Source organism: Acinetobacter sp. G18, from assembly GCF_052660225.1.
In genome coordinates this window covers 748,696-766,512 of the sequence record NZ_CP109658.1, presented here as the reverse complement: position 1 = coordinate 766,512, position 17,817 = coordinate 748,696, and the positions used below count along the sequence as shown (strand labels likewise).

Annotated in this window: 16 protein-coding genes and 1 pseudogene; 8 read left to right on the top strand and 9 right to left on the bottom strand. The window is 37.3% G+C overall.

The genetic code is table 11. From position 1 onward, the window contains the following. The first annotated feature begins 62 nt into the window (after nucleotides 1-62). Both NE363_RS03745 and NE363_RS03740 read left to right on the top strand, forming a co-directional pair. A complete protein-coding gene (locus NE363_RS03745) occupies nucleotides 63-413 on the top strand; it encodes a YbjQ family protein (protein WP_068936335.1) in 351 nt (116 codons plus the stop codon). A gap of 7 nt (nucleotides 414-420) precedes the next feature. After that, the gene (locus NE363_RS03740; protein ID WP_445535854.1) at nucleotides 421-855 is read left to right on the top strand and encodes a YbjQ family protein; all 435 of its coding nucleotides are present in this window, start codon (nucleotides 421-423) and stop codon (nucleotides 853-855) included. On the opposite strand, the gene NE363_RS03735 is transcribed toward NE363_RS03740, so the two are convergent. From NE363_RS03735 to NE363_RS03725, 3 genes are read right to left on the bottom strand one after another with little or no spacing between them, the layout of a single operon-like run. Further along, nucleotides 852-1,286 (bottom strand): nuclear transport factor 2 family protein, encoded by a 435-nt coding sequence (locus tag NE363_RS03735; RefSeq protein ID WP_346791331.1) that lies wholly within the window; start codon nucleotides 1,284-1,286, stop codon nucleotides 852-854. The two genes, NE363_RS03740 and NE363_RS03735, sit on opposite strands and share 4 nt — an antisense overlap. Before the next feature lie 53 nt (nucleotides 1,287-1,339). Continuing rightward, a complete protein-coding gene (locus NE363_RS03730; RefSeq protein WP_100192996.1) occupies nucleotides 1,340-2,146 on the bottom strand; it encodes an SDR family NAD(P)-dependent oxidoreductase in 807 nt (268 codons plus the stop codon). 25 nt (nucleotides 2,147-2,171) lie between these two features. Next, entirely contained in the window at nucleotides 2,172-2,849 is a 678-nt protein-coding gene (locus NE363_RS03725) for a hypothetical protein (RefSeq protein WP_445535853.1), read from the bottom strand. 196 nt (nucleotides 2,850-3,045) lie between these two features. On the opposite strand from NE363_RS03725, the gene NE363_RS03720 reads away from it, so the two are divergent. Then, nucleotides 3,046-5,943, top strand: a complete 2,898-nt coding sequence (locus NE363_RS03720) for a valine--tRNA ligase (RefSeq protein WP_445535852.1) — start codon at nucleotides 3,046-3,048, stop codon at nucleotides 5,941-5,943. A 66-nt stretch (nucleotides 5,944-6,009) separates the two neighbouring features. On the opposite strand, the gene NE363_RS03715 is transcribed toward NE363_RS03720, so the two are convergent. Then, complete coding sequence (locus tag NE363_RS03715) at nucleotides 6,010-6,588, bottom strand: methyltransferase domain-containing protein (RefSeq protein ID WP_445535851.1); 579 nt, start codon at nucleotides 6,586-6,588, stop codon at nucleotides 6,010-6,012. A gap of 103 nt (nucleotides 6,589-6,691) precedes the next feature. Between NE363_RS03715 and NE363_RS03710 the strand changes: the two are divergent. Both NE363_RS03710 and NE363_RS03705 read left to right on the top strand, forming a co-directional pair. Next, nucleotides 6,692-6,819: pseudogene (locus NE363_RS03710) on the top strand (hypothetical protein); the annotation flags it as partial. 62 nt (nucleotides 6,820-6,881) lie between these two features. Further along, nucleotides 6,882-8,426: an SIR2 family protein gene (locus NE363_RS03705; RefSeq protein WP_437256555.1), complete on the top strand. Its 1,545-nt coding sequence runs from the start codon at nucleotides 6,882-6,884 to the stop codon at nucleotides 8,424-8,426. Nucleotides 8,427-8,547: 121 nt separating this feature from the next. On the opposite strand, the gene NE363_RS03700 is transcribed toward NE363_RS03705, so the two are convergent. Then, nucleotides 8,548-9,564, bottom strand: a complete 1,017-nt coding sequence (locus tag NE363_RS03700) for a molecular chaperone DnaJ (protein WP_445535850.1) — start codon at nucleotides 9,562-9,564, stop codon at nucleotides 8,548-8,550. A gap of 94 nt (nucleotides 9,565-9,658) precedes the next feature. Continuing rightward, nucleotides 9,659-10,564: an AEC family transporter gene (locus NE363_RS03695; RefSeq protein ID WP_445535849.1), complete on the bottom strand. Its 906-nt coding sequence runs from the start codon at nucleotides 10,562-10,564 to the stop codon at nucleotides 9,659-9,661. A gap of 116 nt (nucleotides 10,565-10,680) precedes the next feature. Between NE363_RS03695 and NE363_RS03690 the strand changes: the two genes are divergently transcribed. The 3 genes from NE363_RS03690 to NE363_RS03680 all read left to right on the top strand — a co-directional run bounded on the left by NE363_RS03690 (nucleotide 10,681) and on the right by NE363_RS03680 (nucleotide 14,014). Next, on the top strand, nucleotides 10,681-11,565 hold the full coding sequence (locus tag NE363_RS03690; RefSeq protein WP_445535848.1) for a LysR family transcriptional regulator: 885 nt from the start codon (nucleotides 10,681-10,683) through the stop codon (nucleotides 11,563-11,565). 303 nt (nucleotides 11,566-11,868) lie between these two features. Then, complete coding sequence (locus NE363_RS03685; RefSeq protein ID WP_134263130.1) at nucleotides 11,869-13,056, top strand: ammonium transporter; 1,188 nt, start codon at nucleotides 11,869-11,871, stop codon at nucleotides 13,054-13,056. A gap of 259 nt (nucleotides 13,057-13,315) precedes the next feature. After that, entirely contained in the window at nucleotides 13,316-14,014 is a 699-nt protein-coding gene (locus NE363_RS03680; protein WP_019457205.1) for a phosphatase PAP2 family protein, read from the top strand. Here the strand turns inward: NE363_RS03680 and NE363_RS03675 are convergent. The 3 genes from NE363_RS03675 to NE363_RS03665 are packed head-to-tail and all read right to left on the bottom strand — an operon-like array spanning nucleotide 14,011 to nucleotide 17,709. Next, nucleotides 14,011-15,345 (bottom strand): two-component system sensor histidine kinase PmrB, encoded by a 1,335-nt coding sequence (locus NE363_RS03675; RefSeq protein ID WP_025465096.1) that lies wholly within the window; start codon nucleotides 15,343-15,345, stop codon nucleotides 14,011-14,013. The genes NE363_RS03680 and NE363_RS03675 overlap by 4 nt on opposite strands. 25 nt (nucleotides 15,346-15,370) lie before the next feature. Beyond that, a complete protein-coding gene (locus NE363_RS03670; RefSeq protein ID WP_004705846.1) occupies nucleotides 15,371-16,045 on the bottom strand; it encodes a DNA-binding response regulator PmrA in 675 nt (224 codons plus the stop codon). Between the two features lie 14 nt (nucleotides 16,046-16,059). Next, nucleotides 16,060-17,709, bottom strand: coding sequence for a phosphoethanolamine transferase (locus tag NE363_RS03665; RefSeq protein ID WP_445535847.1), 1,650 nt, complete (start codon nucleotides 17,707-17,709; stop codon nucleotides 16,060-16,062). Nucleotides 17,710-17,817 lie beyond the last annotated feature (108 nt).

Here is a 17,817-nt window from a genome sequence, read left to right as displayed (position 1 = left end):
TTGCAACTCATCTGAATATTTTTTATCTTGAATATTTAAGAAATGTCGATCGATAAAAAACAATGTTATTAAGTAATTTAGAAAGCGTTCCAGGCCATCAAATTTTAAAACAACTCGATGTTGTGTATGGAAGCACTGTTCGTAGCAAACATGTAGGCCGTGACCTCATGGCAAGTTTAAAAAATATTGTGGGTGGTGAACTTACAGGCTACACCGAACTTTTAGAAGAATCCCGCCAAGAAGCTATGGATCGTATGATTGCAAAAGCCCAACAGCTTGGCGCAAATGCAATTGTTGGCATTCGTTTTTCAACTTCAAACATTGCCCAAGGCGCTTCCGAGCTATTTGTATATGGCACAGCAGTCGTTGTGCAACCTCAAACTCCACATCTACCAGACCCATTTAAAGCATAGGTAGAAAATGGACAATCTTATTTTTCAGCTTGTTATTTTTCTCATTCTTTTCAGTATCGGTTGGGCGTTTGGCCGTCATATTGAACAAAAACATTTGAATGAACTTCTAGAAAAAGAGCAACAATTTGCCCATATCAGAATTGATACCAATCGTTTTTCGACCAGTGATCAGTTGGGCCAATTTATTAGCAGTAATGTGGTCATTTCCCATGACTACTTTAAATATGTACTGGCTTCTATAAAAAACGTTTTAGGTGGACGTCTTAGCAGTTATGAAAGTATTGTTAAGCGTGCTCGCCGCGAAGCGATTATTCGTTTAAAACAACAAGCACATAGTGTAGGTGCTAACCATATTATGGGGGTTCGGCTGAGTACAACCGAACTCGGTATGCAAGGCGGAATGATTGAGGTTTTTGCTTATGGTACAGCAGTCAAAGACTAGCACTGCCCCATAGCAGAAAAGTGAATACGTGGATTGCCAATATTTTTAGTTAAGTGTTGGCAAATTCCGGTAATTTTCCATTTATCCTGTTGTTTTGCCAAAGTAAAATAATAGCGACCAAAAGAATGAAAATAATCATTTTCCGAAAAACGGTAAATTTGATAATTACATTCTAACCATGCTCGGTCTTGTTCAATCCGAATAAGAGGATTACTCAAATTGTGCTGTAGTCGTAAATGCGACAAAGCTTGTTGCCGAGAACCTTTAAATTCATGACAAGACACCACACATAAAGGTTCTCCTCTAAACTGGAAATAGTCCACCTCAAGTTGATCGGCCAATAACTCATCAAACGCATCCCAATTTTTCTTGTCAAAGACCAATTGAAAACGCGTTACAACATCTAAGATACGATGGTAGTCTTGATCCATGGTGAACCTTCTATGTGGGTTTTCCATCAATTTAGCACGGCGAAATCTCTTTTTTATTTCACTTTTGTTTTTCGAATCATTTTATAAAGTAATTTCGGGGACATACGGGAAACCATAACTCCTAATTTTTCTTTCGTGCCGCCCACTACTATATATTCTTGCCCTTGCATTAACGCCTTAACTGACTGTTCTGCAAAAACATCTGCTTCTAATCCATTTTCAATTGCTTCATCTTGATGGCCCTGAGGCTGCCCTGCACCATTTAATGCATTAAAAGAAACATTGGTTTTTACAAAGCCTGGGAAAATCACAGAAACTTCAACGCCCTGATCTGAAACTTCGGCACGTAAACTGTTGGCCCACATATGAATAGCAGCTTTAGCAGCCGAATAACTTGCACGGTATTGTGTCCCTAATAAGCCTGCTACACTAGACACAAATACAACTCGACCAGACTTTTGTTTGAGCATGGTCGGCAGCACAGTTTTAGTTAATGCGACTTGTGAGAAATAATCGACTTCCATAATGGCTCTTTCAGTTTCCATTGTGGTGTCCTGAATCAAAGCACGTTGACTTAAACCCGCATTATTAATAAGCCAATCAATTCGGCCTTTGGCTTTTAAAATCTGCTCATACGCTTCTTGAACTTGCTCTTGCTTGGTAATGTCTGCAACTACAGATAGATGTTGGTCTGGATGCAGTAAACCAACACGGACTTCCTCTAACTCTTCAAAGCGGCGTGAAGTTAAAATCACTTGAGCACCTTGCAGAGCAAACTCACCAGCTAAAGCTTTCCCTAAACCGGAAGATGCTCCCGTAATCCACACCACTTTATTTTGCAAAGTATCAAGTTTGGCCATTTTAACTTCCTATTATCTTTTTAAATTATGCTGCTTGATGCATGAAGGCCAAAAAGTGGTTGATATAATGAGTTGCTGTGGTCTGATCAACCTGCGTTCCCAGTTTTTCCAAACGTTTATAGCCCAAATGCGTTGTCATATTAATGACCCCATTTAGGGTTTTATCGACAACCAAATTAAATTTTAAACGTTTTTTAGGTTCACGTACTAGGCTTGTTACGCCTAAATCCACAATTTGAATCAAGGTTTGAAAAGCTTCTTCTACGCTTTGCATATTGCCCGCGCGTATTTGCTCGGTCAGTGTTTGAGCTTGTTGCACAAGTTGTTGGGTTATGGGGTATGTAATATAAACATCTTGCTCACGTTCTTTCATGAGTGAGGTCATATAATCAACCAAAGGTAAAAGTCGTTCATTACCAAAAAAAGAGACTGACCAAGGCATATACTTTCGGAAAGTATCTAAAATTTGTTGAAGAACTTTCTCGGACTCGTGACGCTGTTTCTCAGTCATAGCCGAGTTGCCTTGCTCTGCCTGTAACAATACCGAGAACACTTGCTCAATAATTTCGCAAGATAAATCGGAAAGAACATTACCTAATACTTTGGATTGGCTTTCTTTTACCCCAGTGTGCAATTTCTCTCGAATCGCAGCAAATTGCGTATAGGTCGAGTCGGAAATTTTTAAGAAAACTTTATAGCTCATGAGTTGCATCCCTTATCAATTCTTTTGTAATTTTTGTGCCGTGCCGCTACACGATTAAATTGTGATCCATGCTTCATAAATCTACCGTTTTTTGAAAAAAATACAAAACCGTTTATCTGTTTTCAGCACATTAATTTCGAGGCATTTTTTTGCTACAATAGATGCAATTTTTTATGCATATTCGATCTAAGCTACTATGTCTGACGCTCAAACCGCTCAAAATATTGCAACCACATACGATCCAACCGAGATCGAAAAGAAGTGGTACAAAACGTGGGAAGAACAAGGTTACTTCAAACCTTCTGGTCACGGTGAATCATTCTGTATCATGATTCCGCCACCAAACGTCACTGGTAGTTTGCACATGGGCCATGGTTTTAACAATGCCATTATGGATGCTCTCACCCGTTATAACCGCATGATGGGTAAAAACACGTTGTGGCAACCAGGTACAGACCATGCTGGTATTGCAACTCAAATGGTTGTTGAGCGTCAACTTGGCTTACAAGGTGTAACTCGTCACGACTTAGGCCGTGAAAAGTTCATCGAAAAAGTTTGGGAATGGAAAGAACAATCTGGCGGCACAATTACCAAACAAATTCGTCGTTTAGGTTCATCTGTAGACTGGTCACGTGAACGTTTCACGATGGACGAAGGTCTATCAAACGCAGTTAAAGAAGTATTCGTTCGTTTGCACGAAGACGGTTTAATTTACCGCGGTAAACGTCTTGTAAACTGGGACCCTAAACTTCAAACCGCTCTTTCTGACCTTGAAGTTGAAAGCAAAGAAGAAAAAGGCTCACTTTGGCACTTTAAATATTTCTTTGAAGACAAATCAGTTAAAACTCAAGATGGCAAAGACTATTTAGTCGTTGCAACAACTCGTCCTGAAACTTTACTCGGTGATACTGCTGTTGCCGTTCACCCTGAAGATGAGCGCTATGCACACCTTGTTGGTAAAAACATTGTATTGCCAATTACAGGTCGCTTAATTCCGATCGTTGCTGACGACTACGTTGAAAAAGACTTCGGTACTGGCTGTGTAAAAATTACCCCTGCTCATGACTTCAACGACTATGACCTAGGTAAACGCAATAGCTTGCCAATCATTAATATCTTCAACAAAAACGCCGAAGTTTTAGGCGAGTTTGAATATATTGCCAAAGCTGGCGAACAAATTTCTAAAACTATTACTGCACCTGCGGAATATGCTGGTTTAGAGCGTTTTGAAGCACGTAAAAAATTAGTTGCTCAAGCTGAAGCTGAAGGCTGGTTAGATCAAATCCAACCGTATGACTTAAAAGCGCCACGTGGCGACCGTTCAGGCGTGATCATTGAGCCATTACTGACTGACCAATGGTACGTAAAAATTGCGCCGCTTGCTGAACCTGCAATTGAAGCAGTTCAAGATGGTCGCATTAAGTTTGTTCCAGAGCAATACAGCAACATGTACATGGCATGGATGCGTGACATTCAAGACTGGTGTATTTCACGTCAGCTTTGGTGGGGTCACCGTATTCCAGCTTGGTACGATGCAAATGGCAACATCTATGTGGGCCGTAATGAAGAAGAAGTACGCGCGAAAAACAACATCGCGGCTGATGTTGAACTAAAACAAGACGAAGACGTTCTTGATACATGGTTCTCATCTGCACTTTGGACATTCTCAACCTTAGGTTGGACTGGCGACGCACAAAAAGACACAGCAAATGATTTCTTAAAAACTTTCCACCCAACAGATGTGTTGGTGACTGGTTTTGACATCATTTTCTTCTGGGTTGCCCGCATGATCATGATGACCCTGCACTTCATGAAAAATGAAGATGGTTCATCGCAAGTTCCATTTAAGACTGTTTACGTTCACGGCTTGGTACGTGATGGTGAAGGTCAAAAAATGTCGAAGTCTAAAGGTAACGTACTTGACCCATTAGACTTGATTGACGGTATTGATTTAGAAAGCTTAGTTGCAAAACGTACAACTGGCCTAATGAACCCGAAAGATGCAGCGAAGATTGAAAAATCAACGCGCAAAGAGTTCCCAGAAGGTATTAATGCTTATGGTACTGACGCAGTTCGTTTCACGTTCTGTGCCCTTGCAAACACTGGTCGTGACATTAAGTTCGACTTAAAACGTGTTGAAGGCTACCGTAACTTCTGTAACAAAATCTGGAACGCAACTCGCTTCGTTCTGATGAACGTTGAAGGTCAAACTGTTGGTCAAGAAGCGCGCCCTGATCTATGGGAACTTCCAGAACAATGGATTATGAGCCGTCTGCAAAAAGCAGAAGCTGCTGTACACCAAGCGTTTGCAACGTATCGTTTAGACCTTGCTGCTCAAGCGATTTATGACTTTATTTGGAATGAATACTGTGACTGGTACGTTGAGTTAACTAAACCAGTTCTGAACGATGCAGAAGTTTCAGAAGAGCGTAAAGCTGAAGTACGCCGTGTATTACTTGCAGTCATGGAAGCATCATTACGTTTAGCTCATCCGTTAATGCCGTATTTGACAGAAGAAATCTGGCAAACGCTTGCACCAATGCTTGGTCAAGGCGGTCCAACGATTATGACTGCTCAATACCCTATTCCTGAGCAAGCAAAAATCAATGAACAAGCTGAAGCAGATATGCAATGGCTTCAAGGTTTGATTGGTGCAGTACGTAACATTCGTGGTGAGTTAGGCTTAGGTAATGCGCGCTTGTTGCCAGTATTACTTCAAAACACTTCTGATGCTGAACGCGAACAAATTATTCGTATTGAAGCATTATTCAAAGCATTGGCTAAAGTTGAAAGCATTGAGTTCTTGAATAAAGACCAAGAGCCACCTTTATCTTGCTCTAGCGTTGTTAGCCATGCATCGGTATTTGTACCAATGAAAGGCTTAATCGACCCTAAAGCTGAGCTTGCTCGTTTGCAAAAAGACTTGGATAAAATCCAAAAGCAACACGACCAAATCGCGGGCAAACTTGCAAACGAAGGCTTTGTATCTAAAGCACCAGCAGCGGTTGTTGAAGGTGAAAAAGCGAAGCTTGCTGAATTTGCTGCTCAGTTAGAGAAAGTTAAAGCGAATATGGAGCAGATTGCTGCGCTTTAAGCTTTTTTAGTCGAATAAACCCAGAATCTGTGCAAACAGGTTCTGGGTTTTTCTATATTTTAAAAATTACTTTTTTTGTAGAATCAGCATATGGAGATGCCATGATTTTATGCAACCATTTAATAAAGGTAAATTTTCATTAATTTCTTTATGAAACAATAAATTAAAGTCATATAAAAATAAGTCGGCTATATCTTGATAAGTAAAACCTATAAATTTTGCAGGTTCACTAGTAATCCATTCATCTTGAATCCCCAATAAATCAACTATCAGAATTCCGCCTTCAGGAAGTACATTTATAATTCGTTTAATCACACTATAAAAATAACTTGGATCGCAAAAGAATAGACTTGATGAAGCAATAATTAAGCTTGCAGACGAGAAATTAAAGTCTTCAAAAGATTCATGATAGAAAATAAATTTAGAATCATCTTTGAATCGCTCAGTACAGACTTTTTGCGCATCAATTGAAATATCAAAAGCATGAACATTAAATCCCTTTGAGAGTAGATAAGCAGATTCATTGCCAGCGCCACAGCCACAATCGATAGCAACTAAAGGTATGTTAGGAAAATGACCTAAAGCCTTCTCTAAAATAGGTCTATGTTTAAGTTCTTTTGATAATTGAATAAATTCTTCATTCATAAATCTGATCTTTTAATTTTTATAATTTTCACACTATATTTTATAAAGAATATAACCTCAACGATTTCTTATTTTAGAAGCTACCGACCAAATCACGGGCTAACTTGCAAATGAAGGCTTTGTGTCTAAAGCCCCATCAGGAGTTATTAAGGATGAAAAAGCAAAGCTTGCTGAGTTTGTTGCTCAGTTAAGAAAGTTAAAGCGAATAGGAAGCAGATTACTGCGCTTTAAGGTATTGATAAATTAATATTTATTATGTAAAAATGAAGCCTTTAGGGGCTTCTTTTTGCAATATGAATATTGATAATTTAATTAGCGAAATTTTTAAGAAAAATGGATCAATAAGTAAAGTTGATACTTCCATTTTGATTGAAACAATTTTAGATAAATATTTTGATAAGAATAAAATCAAATATAAGCACAGAAATACTGGATCATATGAATTTGATTTAATCCTAGAATCCGATTTTGAAAACCATAAAGCACCTTGTGGTATAGAAATTTTTGCTGATTTAGAAAAGATACTAGTAAATGACTATAAAAATATTAGAAAAAAAATAGATCAAGAGTTTGAACTAAAAAAAGCTCAGTCATTAATTTTTAATCTAATAAATAAAGATCAATTTAATTCTATAATTTTCATTACCTTATTAGATGATGATGATGCTTTGTCATTAGAGAAAAAAATATTAAGTTCATATCCCAACTCAGAATTAAATTTAAAAGTCTATAGTAAAAATTTTTTAAATAATATTCTTACGGACCTAACAGATGATATTAATGATATTGTAGATAAACTCTTTTCAGTGAAACTCCAAAATCTTGTATTTTCAAAAAAAGAAAATTGGAAAATCAAAAGGGACAATTTATTAAAAGAATTAAAATCCCAATATAAAAACAGTGGAAAGACTTCTCTACTACTAGGTGCAGGTGTGTCATGTAGTGCTAATCTACCTAGCTGGGATGAATTAATATCAAGTTTATTTATTACCTACCTAATTAATAGTAGTAGTGATACTCCAGAACTTAGTAATATGCCTGCTAGTGAATATATAGAAGTTATTAAACATATTAGTAAAACATTTTCAGAAAACTATTTAAGTTCAGCATTACTTTCCGCAAGATATTTACGTACTGGTTTCTTTACTCAAAATCAAGATTCGCAAAGCTTTATAAAAGAATTACAAAAAACCCTCTATAATAGAGAGATAAAGAAGTCTGAACTAATAAATATTATCGGTAAATTATGTATTCCAACTAGAACAGGCGCAAAAGTTAAATCTGTAATTACTTACAATTTTGATAATTTATTTGAACAACATTTAGATAGTATCAACTTAATATATAGATCTATTTTTTTAGATAACGACAAATATAGTAATGAAGAATTACCTATATACCATGTACATGGATTTATACCTCAGAATGTAGAATTATCTAATGATAATTCTTTTGAAAAAATGGACTTAATTTTTTCAGAAGAGGGATACCATCGTATGTATTCTAATCCCTATCATTGGTCAAATTTAATCCAGCTATCAACCTTAAAAGAAAATACTTGTATTATGATTGGGTTATCAATGGATGATCCTAATTTACGTCGACTACTTGAGATTGCCCAAACTGGAAATGAAAATATTCAACATTTTGCATTTCTAAAACGAATTAATATTTCTGAAATTTCAAAAAAGGTGAAAAACTCAACAAAGTTAGAATCGGCTTTTCTTGAAAGACATCATAATCTACAAGAATTAATGTTTTCTGAACTTGGCGTCAATATTATTTGGTTTGAAAAGTTCGAAGAGTTACCAAAACTATTAAATCAAATTTTAAGTTAGCCCTCAGTTAATTCCTCTCTTACAAGGAGGGGAAAACATCTGATTTTATATCTTCATAAATTTAATAATGAATATTCCCTCTATTTCTAGAGAAAGGTTGAAGTGAGCTAGACCTAATAAATTATACAACCCCATGCCCCAACAACATCTCTATCCCACTCACCTTTTTCATATGCTTTAAACGCTCCTTTTCCCACTTCACCTGCTGTTTTAACTCAGCACAATCAGTATCTATAGCTTTATACACATCACTAATATGCACATGCTCTGCTTTTACATTCTTTGCCAACTGAAAAGAATCCAAAATCTCAGCAATTTGACTTTCAAGCTGCTGACTTTGTGCATCTAAAGCCAGTTTATAAAACCGTAACTGCTCCGCAGATAATTCTTTAGCGCCTAACCCTTTATTCTGTTCAAGCTGTAATTGGAGTTTGAGTAAATAAAACAAATCCTGCTTTTCATAGGCCTGACTTGCTTGTTGGAACAGCTCGGTTTTTTCTAATTTTTTAGTTTCATCTTGCTCACGGTCTGGGTGAATCATCGCGGCAATTTTTAAATAAACTGTTTTGAGTGACTGTGCTGCCATTTGCTCGGCTTGTTCACGTTTTTGTTGTTGTCTTTGCTGTTTGGCTTGTTCCCGCACTTGTTGTTGCTCGGCAGCATACTTTTCAAAGTCTTCTCCTAACTCTGCACTTTGCTCAGTACTTTCATCATATTCAAATTCTATTGGCTGAGCTTTTTTATTCTTTTTTACCGACTCTTGTGCATGTTGCTGATAAAAGGTATCGATTTGCTTTACTAACTCTAACTGTTCAGTAGATAGCATTTTGGAGCGCTTCAACATTTGTGCAAGCTGGGCATTTTTTTCATCGAGTTGTTGCATATCCACTTTGGAAAACTCATGGCTATGTAACATATTCCAGAGTTGATCTAACTGCTGAAATAAGACCTCATGCAAATCGCTATACACAGGCATCAGTTTTTGCCGAATGTGCTGTTGAATCTCGGCTTGTGCATTTTGCCATGTGCTTAGGCTAACTTTTTGCTGCTCTATTTTATCAATCAGGCGATTCAGTTTTTTCTGCTGTGCAGACGGCTCAGACCTTTGCTGCAAGCTCACTTTGAGATCAAAGGACATACTTATCCACCTAAAAAAGAAAAAAGTGTAGCAATAATTATATGAGGAAGGTAGCTAGCATTCTTTAAGTGTTAAGAGACCTAAAATTTATGCCTTAAGAAATCCACCAAATCACCAGTGGCAAAGTCACGGCAGCACATAAAGTTTGAAAGCTAATCACAGCTGCCATAAGCTGACTATCGCCACCCAAAACTTTGGTTAAAATATATGAAGCAGAAGCAGTCGGTAGTGCAAAGAAAATGACTAAAATTTGTGTTTGCAAACTTGGTAAACCAAACCACATGCAGACAGCGTAAGCCAAGGCAGGCACTGCTAAAAGTCGTGCAAACGTGTCTGCTGCCAATACCACAATATCTTTTTTAATTTGCATAAACTGTAAAGCTGCGCCAACACATAACAAACCTAGTGGCAAACTCGACACTGAAAAAAGCTTAATAAACTGAGTAAAACCTTCCCAAATCGGGATTTGAAGTGCATTGACTGCTGCCCCAACTACACACGATGCAATTAAAGGATTTTTAAGGAGTGCAATCAAAACAGGTTTAATTGCCATGTGTTCTTTAGAGGTTAAAGCAAGCACAGAAATAATATTTACAAGTGGAATGCAAAGCGCCAATAAAATTGCCAGAATTGCCATTCCTTCATTTTTAAAAAGCGAAGTCACTAAAGCCAAACCAATATAGGTATTGAAGCGAACCATACTTTGTACGTGCACACCAAAACGTGCAGGCGGTATGTGCCAAAACATTCGGAGTATGTATAAAAAGGCAGTTACTGCTAAAACCACAATCAACATCGCAATAATGGCTGTACTTAAGCTTTGTAAGTCAATTTTTGCAGTCGATAGCGTACTAAAAAGTAAAGTGGGAAATAAAATATAGTAATTAAGCTTCTCTGCCCCAGCCCAAAACTCATCGCTAAAAAAACGATATTTTTTAAATAAGTATCCCGATGCAATTAATGCAACTAAAGGAAAGAGAGATAAAACAATACTATTCATTTCTTTACTCGAGTTTTGTTAGGGCTTGCTGTTTTGGCAATTCGCTTGGCTTACTCATATATTAAAGATAATGAAAACTCATGATAAAATGAGTTTTTACTCATAACAAATACAACATGACATTTACCCAGCTTGAAATTTTTGCACTCATTGCTGAACTAAAAAGCTTCACTGCTACTGCAGAAAAGCTGGGAATTTCACAGTCGGCAGTTTCTCATGCACTTAAATCATTAGAACAACAATGGGGCATTAACCTAATTTCAAGAACCCAAAGTGATATTGAACTCACCACGACAGGTCAGCAGCTTCTTACTCATGTAAAAGAGTTATTGAGTATTTCCGATACATTAGAAAAAGAAGTGGCGGCCATCCACGGTTTAAATGAAGGAACATTACGTATAGGGTCTTTTGGGGCTTCATCCTCTATTTATCTATTACCTGAAATTTTAGAAACCTTTCGGCAGCGTTACCCAAAAATCGAAATTTATATTGATGAAGGTGAAGATAAAGAAGTTGCCCAGTGGTTATTAGAACGGCGCATTGAGGTCGGTTTCTTGATTATGCCAGATGAGCGATTCGATACATTCCCTTTAATTGAAGATCGTTTTGTGGCCCTAATTCCGAATAGTTACCCGCTCGCGCAACAACTCTATATTGATCCAGCACAGCTAGAAAATTGCCCTTTTATTATGACAATGGCGGGTAGTCGACATCAGGTCGAATTAATTTTAAAAAACTTTAATGTGAAACCAGACATCAAATTTTATGTTTCACAAATTCTAAGTATCGTCAGCATGGTCCATAACCAGTTAGGGATTTCGATTGTCTCTGATATGGTGCTCACCAAAGAGTTACTCTCACTTTATCCCAACGTGGTTAAACGCCCTTTTAAACTAAACCTTAAACGTTCTATTGGTCTCGCAGTCAAAAATAAAAAGCATATGAGTCCCGCTGCGAAAGCTTTTATTGAAGTCGCACAATCGGTCTGGTCAGATCATTAATAAAAATGGGTGACTCTTTTTAAACTTTGAGAACGAACTCTTTCAGGTCAATTTATGAGCGTATTAGATGACTTGTAACGTAAAAAGCGCCAAAACTGCCCCTCTTTAACCAAATCAACGCACCATTTATCGCCAAAAACTACTTATTTAATCCAAATTGGTGCGCTTATTGCATATTCACTTTTATGCAATTGAGTTTGTTTCGACAAACTTAGGTTTTTAGATTCCTTAAATCTATTTTGGTGCAATTTACAGACCCAGATTTGTTCCAAAATGGAATTTAGCACTTTTTTCGAGCATGCTATGCAAAATGTAGATCTATTTTTCTTATTACTTGGTGCAGTTTTGGTTCTTGCCATGCACGCAGGTTTTGCATTCTTGGAACTTGGTACGGTTCGCCATAAAAATCAGGTGAACGCGCTTAGTAAAATTCTGACTGACTTTGCCCTTTCTGCAATCGCCTATTTCTTTGTTGGCTACTACATCTCTTATGGCCAGCATTTCTTCCATGACGGCACAGCCCTAGCAAGTGATCATGGCTACAACTTAATGCGTTGCTTCTTTTTACTCACTTTTGCTGCGGCAATTCCTGCCATTATTTCAGGCGGTATTGCTGAACGCGCCAAAATGCGTTCGCAAGCAATTGCAACACTCGCTTTAGTTGGTCTGGTTTATCCTTTTTTTGAAGGAATGGTCTGGAATGGTAACTACGGTCTACAAAAGTGGTTAGAAACAACTTTTGGTGCAGCTTTTCACGACTTTGCAGGTTCAGTTGTGGTGCATGCCATGGGTGGTTGGATCGCACTTGCTGCGGTTATTTTATTAGGTGCTCGTTCTGGTCGTTATAAGAAAGATGGTCGCGTAAGTGCTCACCCACCATCTTCTATTCCATTTTTGGCACTTGGATCATGGATTTTGATTGTAGGTTGGTTTGGCTTTAACGTAATGAGCGCTCAACGTCTTGATGCCATTTCTGGCCTAGTCGCTATTAATTCACTCATGGCAATGGTGGGCGGAACCATTACCGCAAATGCAATTGGAAAAAATGACCCTGGTTTCTTACATAATGGTCCACTTGCAGGTTTAGTTGCAATCTGTGCGGGTTCTGACATTGTTCATCCAGTCAGTGCGCTTGTTATTGGTGGTGCAGCTGGTGCAATGTTTGTGTACCTATTTACCTATACTCAAAATAAACTCAAGGTGGATGATGTACTAGGTGTATGGCCACTACATGGTGTTTGCGGCGCATTCGGTGGTATTGCCGTAGGTTTATTTGGTCAAAAGTGGCTGGGTGGTTTAGGCGGCGTATCTTTCATTTCTCAGTTGATTGGAACAGCACTCGCTATTGCCATTGCACTCGCTGGTGGCTTTATTGTTTATGGCTTACTTAAAGCAACTATTGGTATTCGTTTATCTCAAGAAGATGAGTTTAGAGGTGCAGATTTATCTATTCATAAAATCTCTGCCAACTCTGAAGAAGGTATGTTTTAATTCAGCGATTATGAAGCAGGATTTAAATATCCTGCTTCATAATGCGCTATATAAGTAAAACTTCTTAAATAAAAACACTAATTATTGATTAAAAAATATTCTTTTAAGTCTTTATTTAATCAATTTAGAATATTGAAAAATATATTAATTTTAATATTATCTTAAGATTTATAGATGAAATATTAAATAGTTTAAGAACAATTTAAGTTTTATTTTATGTAATGCCTTCAATTCACGCTTAAATTGATGTTACAACACAATGAATCAACAAAAACATTTTTTTCAGCTTCAGCTTATTTTTCTTACCATCAGTTTTTTTATACTTTTATTTGTATTTCCAGTGGGTGGAAAAATTGATATGTATCTTATCCAACCTTGGATTGATTCAACTGGTCAATTTTTTAATCGGGAAAATTGGTATCTTGAAAGACTTAATCATCAAATCGTAAAAGATATTATTACTGCGGTTTATATTATGTTTTTTGGCCTCTGGCTTGCTTCATTTAAAGTAGAAAAGCTAAAAATATATCGCTGGCAATATGGTTATATGTTTTTTGTCAGTATGATCGGTAGCGGTGTTGTTGGTCTACTCAAGTCACAATCCGCTCATGCCTGCCCTTGGAATATGGTTCATCCTAACAGTTTAGGTGGCTATATTTGGGACTTCACGGCGAAACACGGACATTGTTTCCCGGGTGGTCATGCTAGCGCTGGTTTTATCATCATGACTGGTTATTTTGTTTATCGCCTTGAACAACCTAAACGTGCTTACTTTTATTTAATTGCAGGCATTTTATTGGGTTTTATGATGGGCTGGGCACAAATGATGCGAGGAGCACATTTTCTGAGTCATAACTTATGGACTGGTTGGGTCGTTTGGGCAGTCAATATTTTATTTTATGCGATTTGTATTCATCGCTTTGAGTTCGAAAAACAATTAAAACAAGAGCTTAGTTAAGCTCTTGTTTCATTTACATGTAGTACTTTAGGTAACTTCACTAAAACAGAAAGACCACCAAGCTCTAAACTCTTGTCGAGACTTAAAGTTCCACCAAGTCTTTGAGTTGCACGGTCTACAATTGATAAACCTAAACCACTTCCTACTTCCAGATGGTGGTGTACTCGATAAAAACGTTTAAGTACCTTATCGTAATTTTCAGGGTCTATACCTGCACCACTATCTTCAATTTGAATACATGCGTAGTTATCTGGGTCGGTATAAACTGAAATGTTAATAACGCCTTGATGCGGTGTGTATTTAATCGCATTATCAATTAAGTTAAAAATAATCGAATGCACAGTAGGTTCAATACTATGCATCTCAACAGGATCATTTCTCACAAAGCCTAAATCGATTTCTTTTTGCATGGCTAAATTAACTAACTGCTCAACGCAATTTAAAGCCACATCGTTAAGCTGAAAATAGCCGGTAGGTTCAACCATACTAAGCGTTACATCTTGCTTTGCCAGTGCCAAAAGCTGTGTAACCAGATGCTGAATACGTGCCAATCCCTTGCTTAAGTTGTGCAACGACTCATGTTCAGGAAACTGACTTAGCAAAATCTTGGTTTGTAAGTTCAGTGCAGTAACAGGTGTTCGTAATTCATGAGCAGCATCTGCAATGAATTGCTTCTGTTCATTTTGTGCTTTAGAAATACGGTCGAACAGACGATTCATTTCATCAATGGTAGGCAAAAGCTCCTGAGGATAATTATGCACCTCAATTGGTGTCAATTCCTCAGAATCTCGTTCCATTAACTCATTTTTAAAATCATCTATTGGTTTTAAACCACGACTAATAATAGCGGCCAAGGCAAATATCGCAAAAGGTAAAATAATTAAATAAGGAATGAACATGCTGCCCGCAAGCTCCCATGCGAAAGCTTCACGAACACGTTCTTGTTGACTCACCTGAATTTGATAGTCTTTTAACGGTAGAACATATGTTCGGACTACACCCTCAGCGGTTTTATGTGAATAAAACCCAGCTTGCTCGACAGGAGGAACCAATAAGTGCAGATGATGAGATAAATTAGCCTGATCTTTATAAGCCCAGATATCTAAAAATAAATCTTCTTCGTGGTAAGTTCGATGTAAGTCAAACTTGCTACTTACTGCTTTTAAGGGGTACTCAGCCGTTCTTTCGGCTAAGTACTGCATTTGAGTATCTAAAATTTCATCGACTTCTTGAAGTGCAACCTTATATGCACTAAAAATCAAAATACAACCTAAGATCACACTGAAGATTGAGGTGCCCCAAATCAGTCGCTTTTTTAGTGAATAATGCACGTTCATGAAGTCCCGAAATCTTAAATTATGATTGACCTAAACGGTAACCCAACCCTCGGATCGTTCGAATAAAGTCTTTACCCAACTTTGCTCTTAAATGATGGACATATACTTCAATCGTGTTGCTAGTCACATCACTATCAAAATCATATAACTTATCTTCCAAATTAGCTTTCGAGAAAATTTTATTTGGATGACTCATAAGCGGAATCAGAATTGCCCACTCGCGGTTTGATAAATCAATACGTTGCCCTTTAAATGTTGCAATATGCTGTTCAACATTTAAAACCAGATCACCACTTTCTAAGAGTTGATCTTGGCTCGCAAGTTGAGCCTCTACCCCTGTACGGCGTAATAATGCATGAATGCGAGCGAGTAACTCATCGAACTCATAAGGCTTAATTAAATAATCATCTGCTCCCAGATTTAAACCATCAACACGGTTTTGCAACTGGTCACGTGCAGAGATAATCAAGACTGGTGTTGCTGCTCTTTGACGGATCTGCTTTAACACCTGCATACCATCCATCATTGGCAAGCCTAAGTCTAAAAGAATGAGATCAAACTTATTCTTTGCCAGTTGGGCCAAACCATCTAAACCGTTATTGACCCATTCCACCTCGAATTGATGATATTGCAGCAACGTAGTCGTTGACTCTGCAATCATAAAATCATCTTCAATCATCAAGATTTTTGTCATGTTCTAGGCTCGCTTTAGTTTACATTGGCACAAGAGTGCAACATGTCGAGTTGAGGGTTGATGACCTGAGTTTTTACATCCAACAAACTTAACAAACTTGGGAATAAATTATCCTGACTTAACTTTTGTTTGGTTTGTTTGTTTAAACAATTTACTTGAGCAAGATTATGTTGTTTCCAACCATCAGAGAACCACATAATCATTGGAATATGCGTTTGTTGGCTCGGTGCGATTGAATATGGTGAACCATGTAAATACATACCATGTTCACCTGTAGACTCACCATGATCAGATAAATACCAGAAACCTGTTTGATAATTCGATACTTCTTTTAAAGTATTAATCATTTGGTTCAATACATGGTCTGTATATACGATTGTATTATCATAAGTATTTACGAGTTCAGCTGGCGAGCAACCCTGTATCGCATTGGTATCACAAGTTGGTTTAAATGGTTGGAACCCATCAGGTGCACGCTTGTAATATGCTGGCCCGTGGCTACCCATCTGATGTAATACAACTAAACGTGGACGCTTATCATCTTTTGGAATAGAAGCCAAATACTGTTTTAAGCTATCAACCAGAATGCCATCAAGACATTCATCATCTTTACACCACTTTTGCTTTAACTCTTCTGGAATTTGATATTGTTCAACGCGATCGCATGCACCTTTACAACCTGAGTTATTATCAATCCAAGTCACTTGATAGCCTGCACGTTTAGCAATATCCAGTAATCCTTCGCGATGACCCGCTAACTGCTCATCATAATCAGCACGTGACATACCAGAGAACATACATGGCACAGAAACTGCTGTTGCCGTACCACAGGATGTCACTTGTGAAAAGTTTAAAATATCTTGTTTAGAAAGCTCTGGATTTGTATTTTTGGCATAACCATTAAGCGAGAAGCTTTCAGCACGTGCGGTTTCACCCACTACAAGCACCATAAGCTTGGGTAAATCTTTCTGAGTTTGTTGCACTTGATGAGCATCTTCACCATATTTCACAAGTGGAAGATTTTTCTTAGGTGCTTTTTTACGGTAATAAGACATGACCGAAGAAATGGTATTCTGAGGTGATATCATTCCTTTTAAGTCACGATGCTCTCTAAATATTGCTGCAAAATCGACATAATAAGTAAACAGCAAACCACCTACGACCGCAAATGCAAGAGCAATTGAAAGTACTTTTTTAAGTAAAAGTGGAAATATTTTTTCTGATTTGAGTTTGACCTGAGTAATCAAAAATATAGGTAAAACAACAAAGAAAATAGTCCAGAGTGCAAAACGCAAAGAAAGTAAATCTGTAGCTTCAGAGACATCTGTTTGTACAATATTTTGAATTTGGTCAGGTGAAACAATCACACCCAAAGTATTTACAAAATATGAGCTAAATCCACCAATAAATACCAACAAAATGGCAAAAAATTTGGCTGTCCATTTCCAGTTTAAAATTTGTAAAGCTGCATAATAGGTAGCAACAACAATCACTACGGTAGCCGCTAAAAATAAGGTTGCTTTTATACCTAAATATGGTGTTAATAAGTGAACTTTCTTATAAAAACCAATATTTAGAATTGCTCCTAACCAAATGGCTATAATGACGTTGAACATAAACAGGGAAATCTGCTTATTTCTTAATTTAGAAAAAAAACTCAGCATCTCTGGTTACTACGACCTTTTTTATGATCTTCTAATGTAAAAATTGAAACTTAAAAATGACTTAAATACTAGAATGATCGGTATAAACCATTTTTAAGCGCTTAGTGT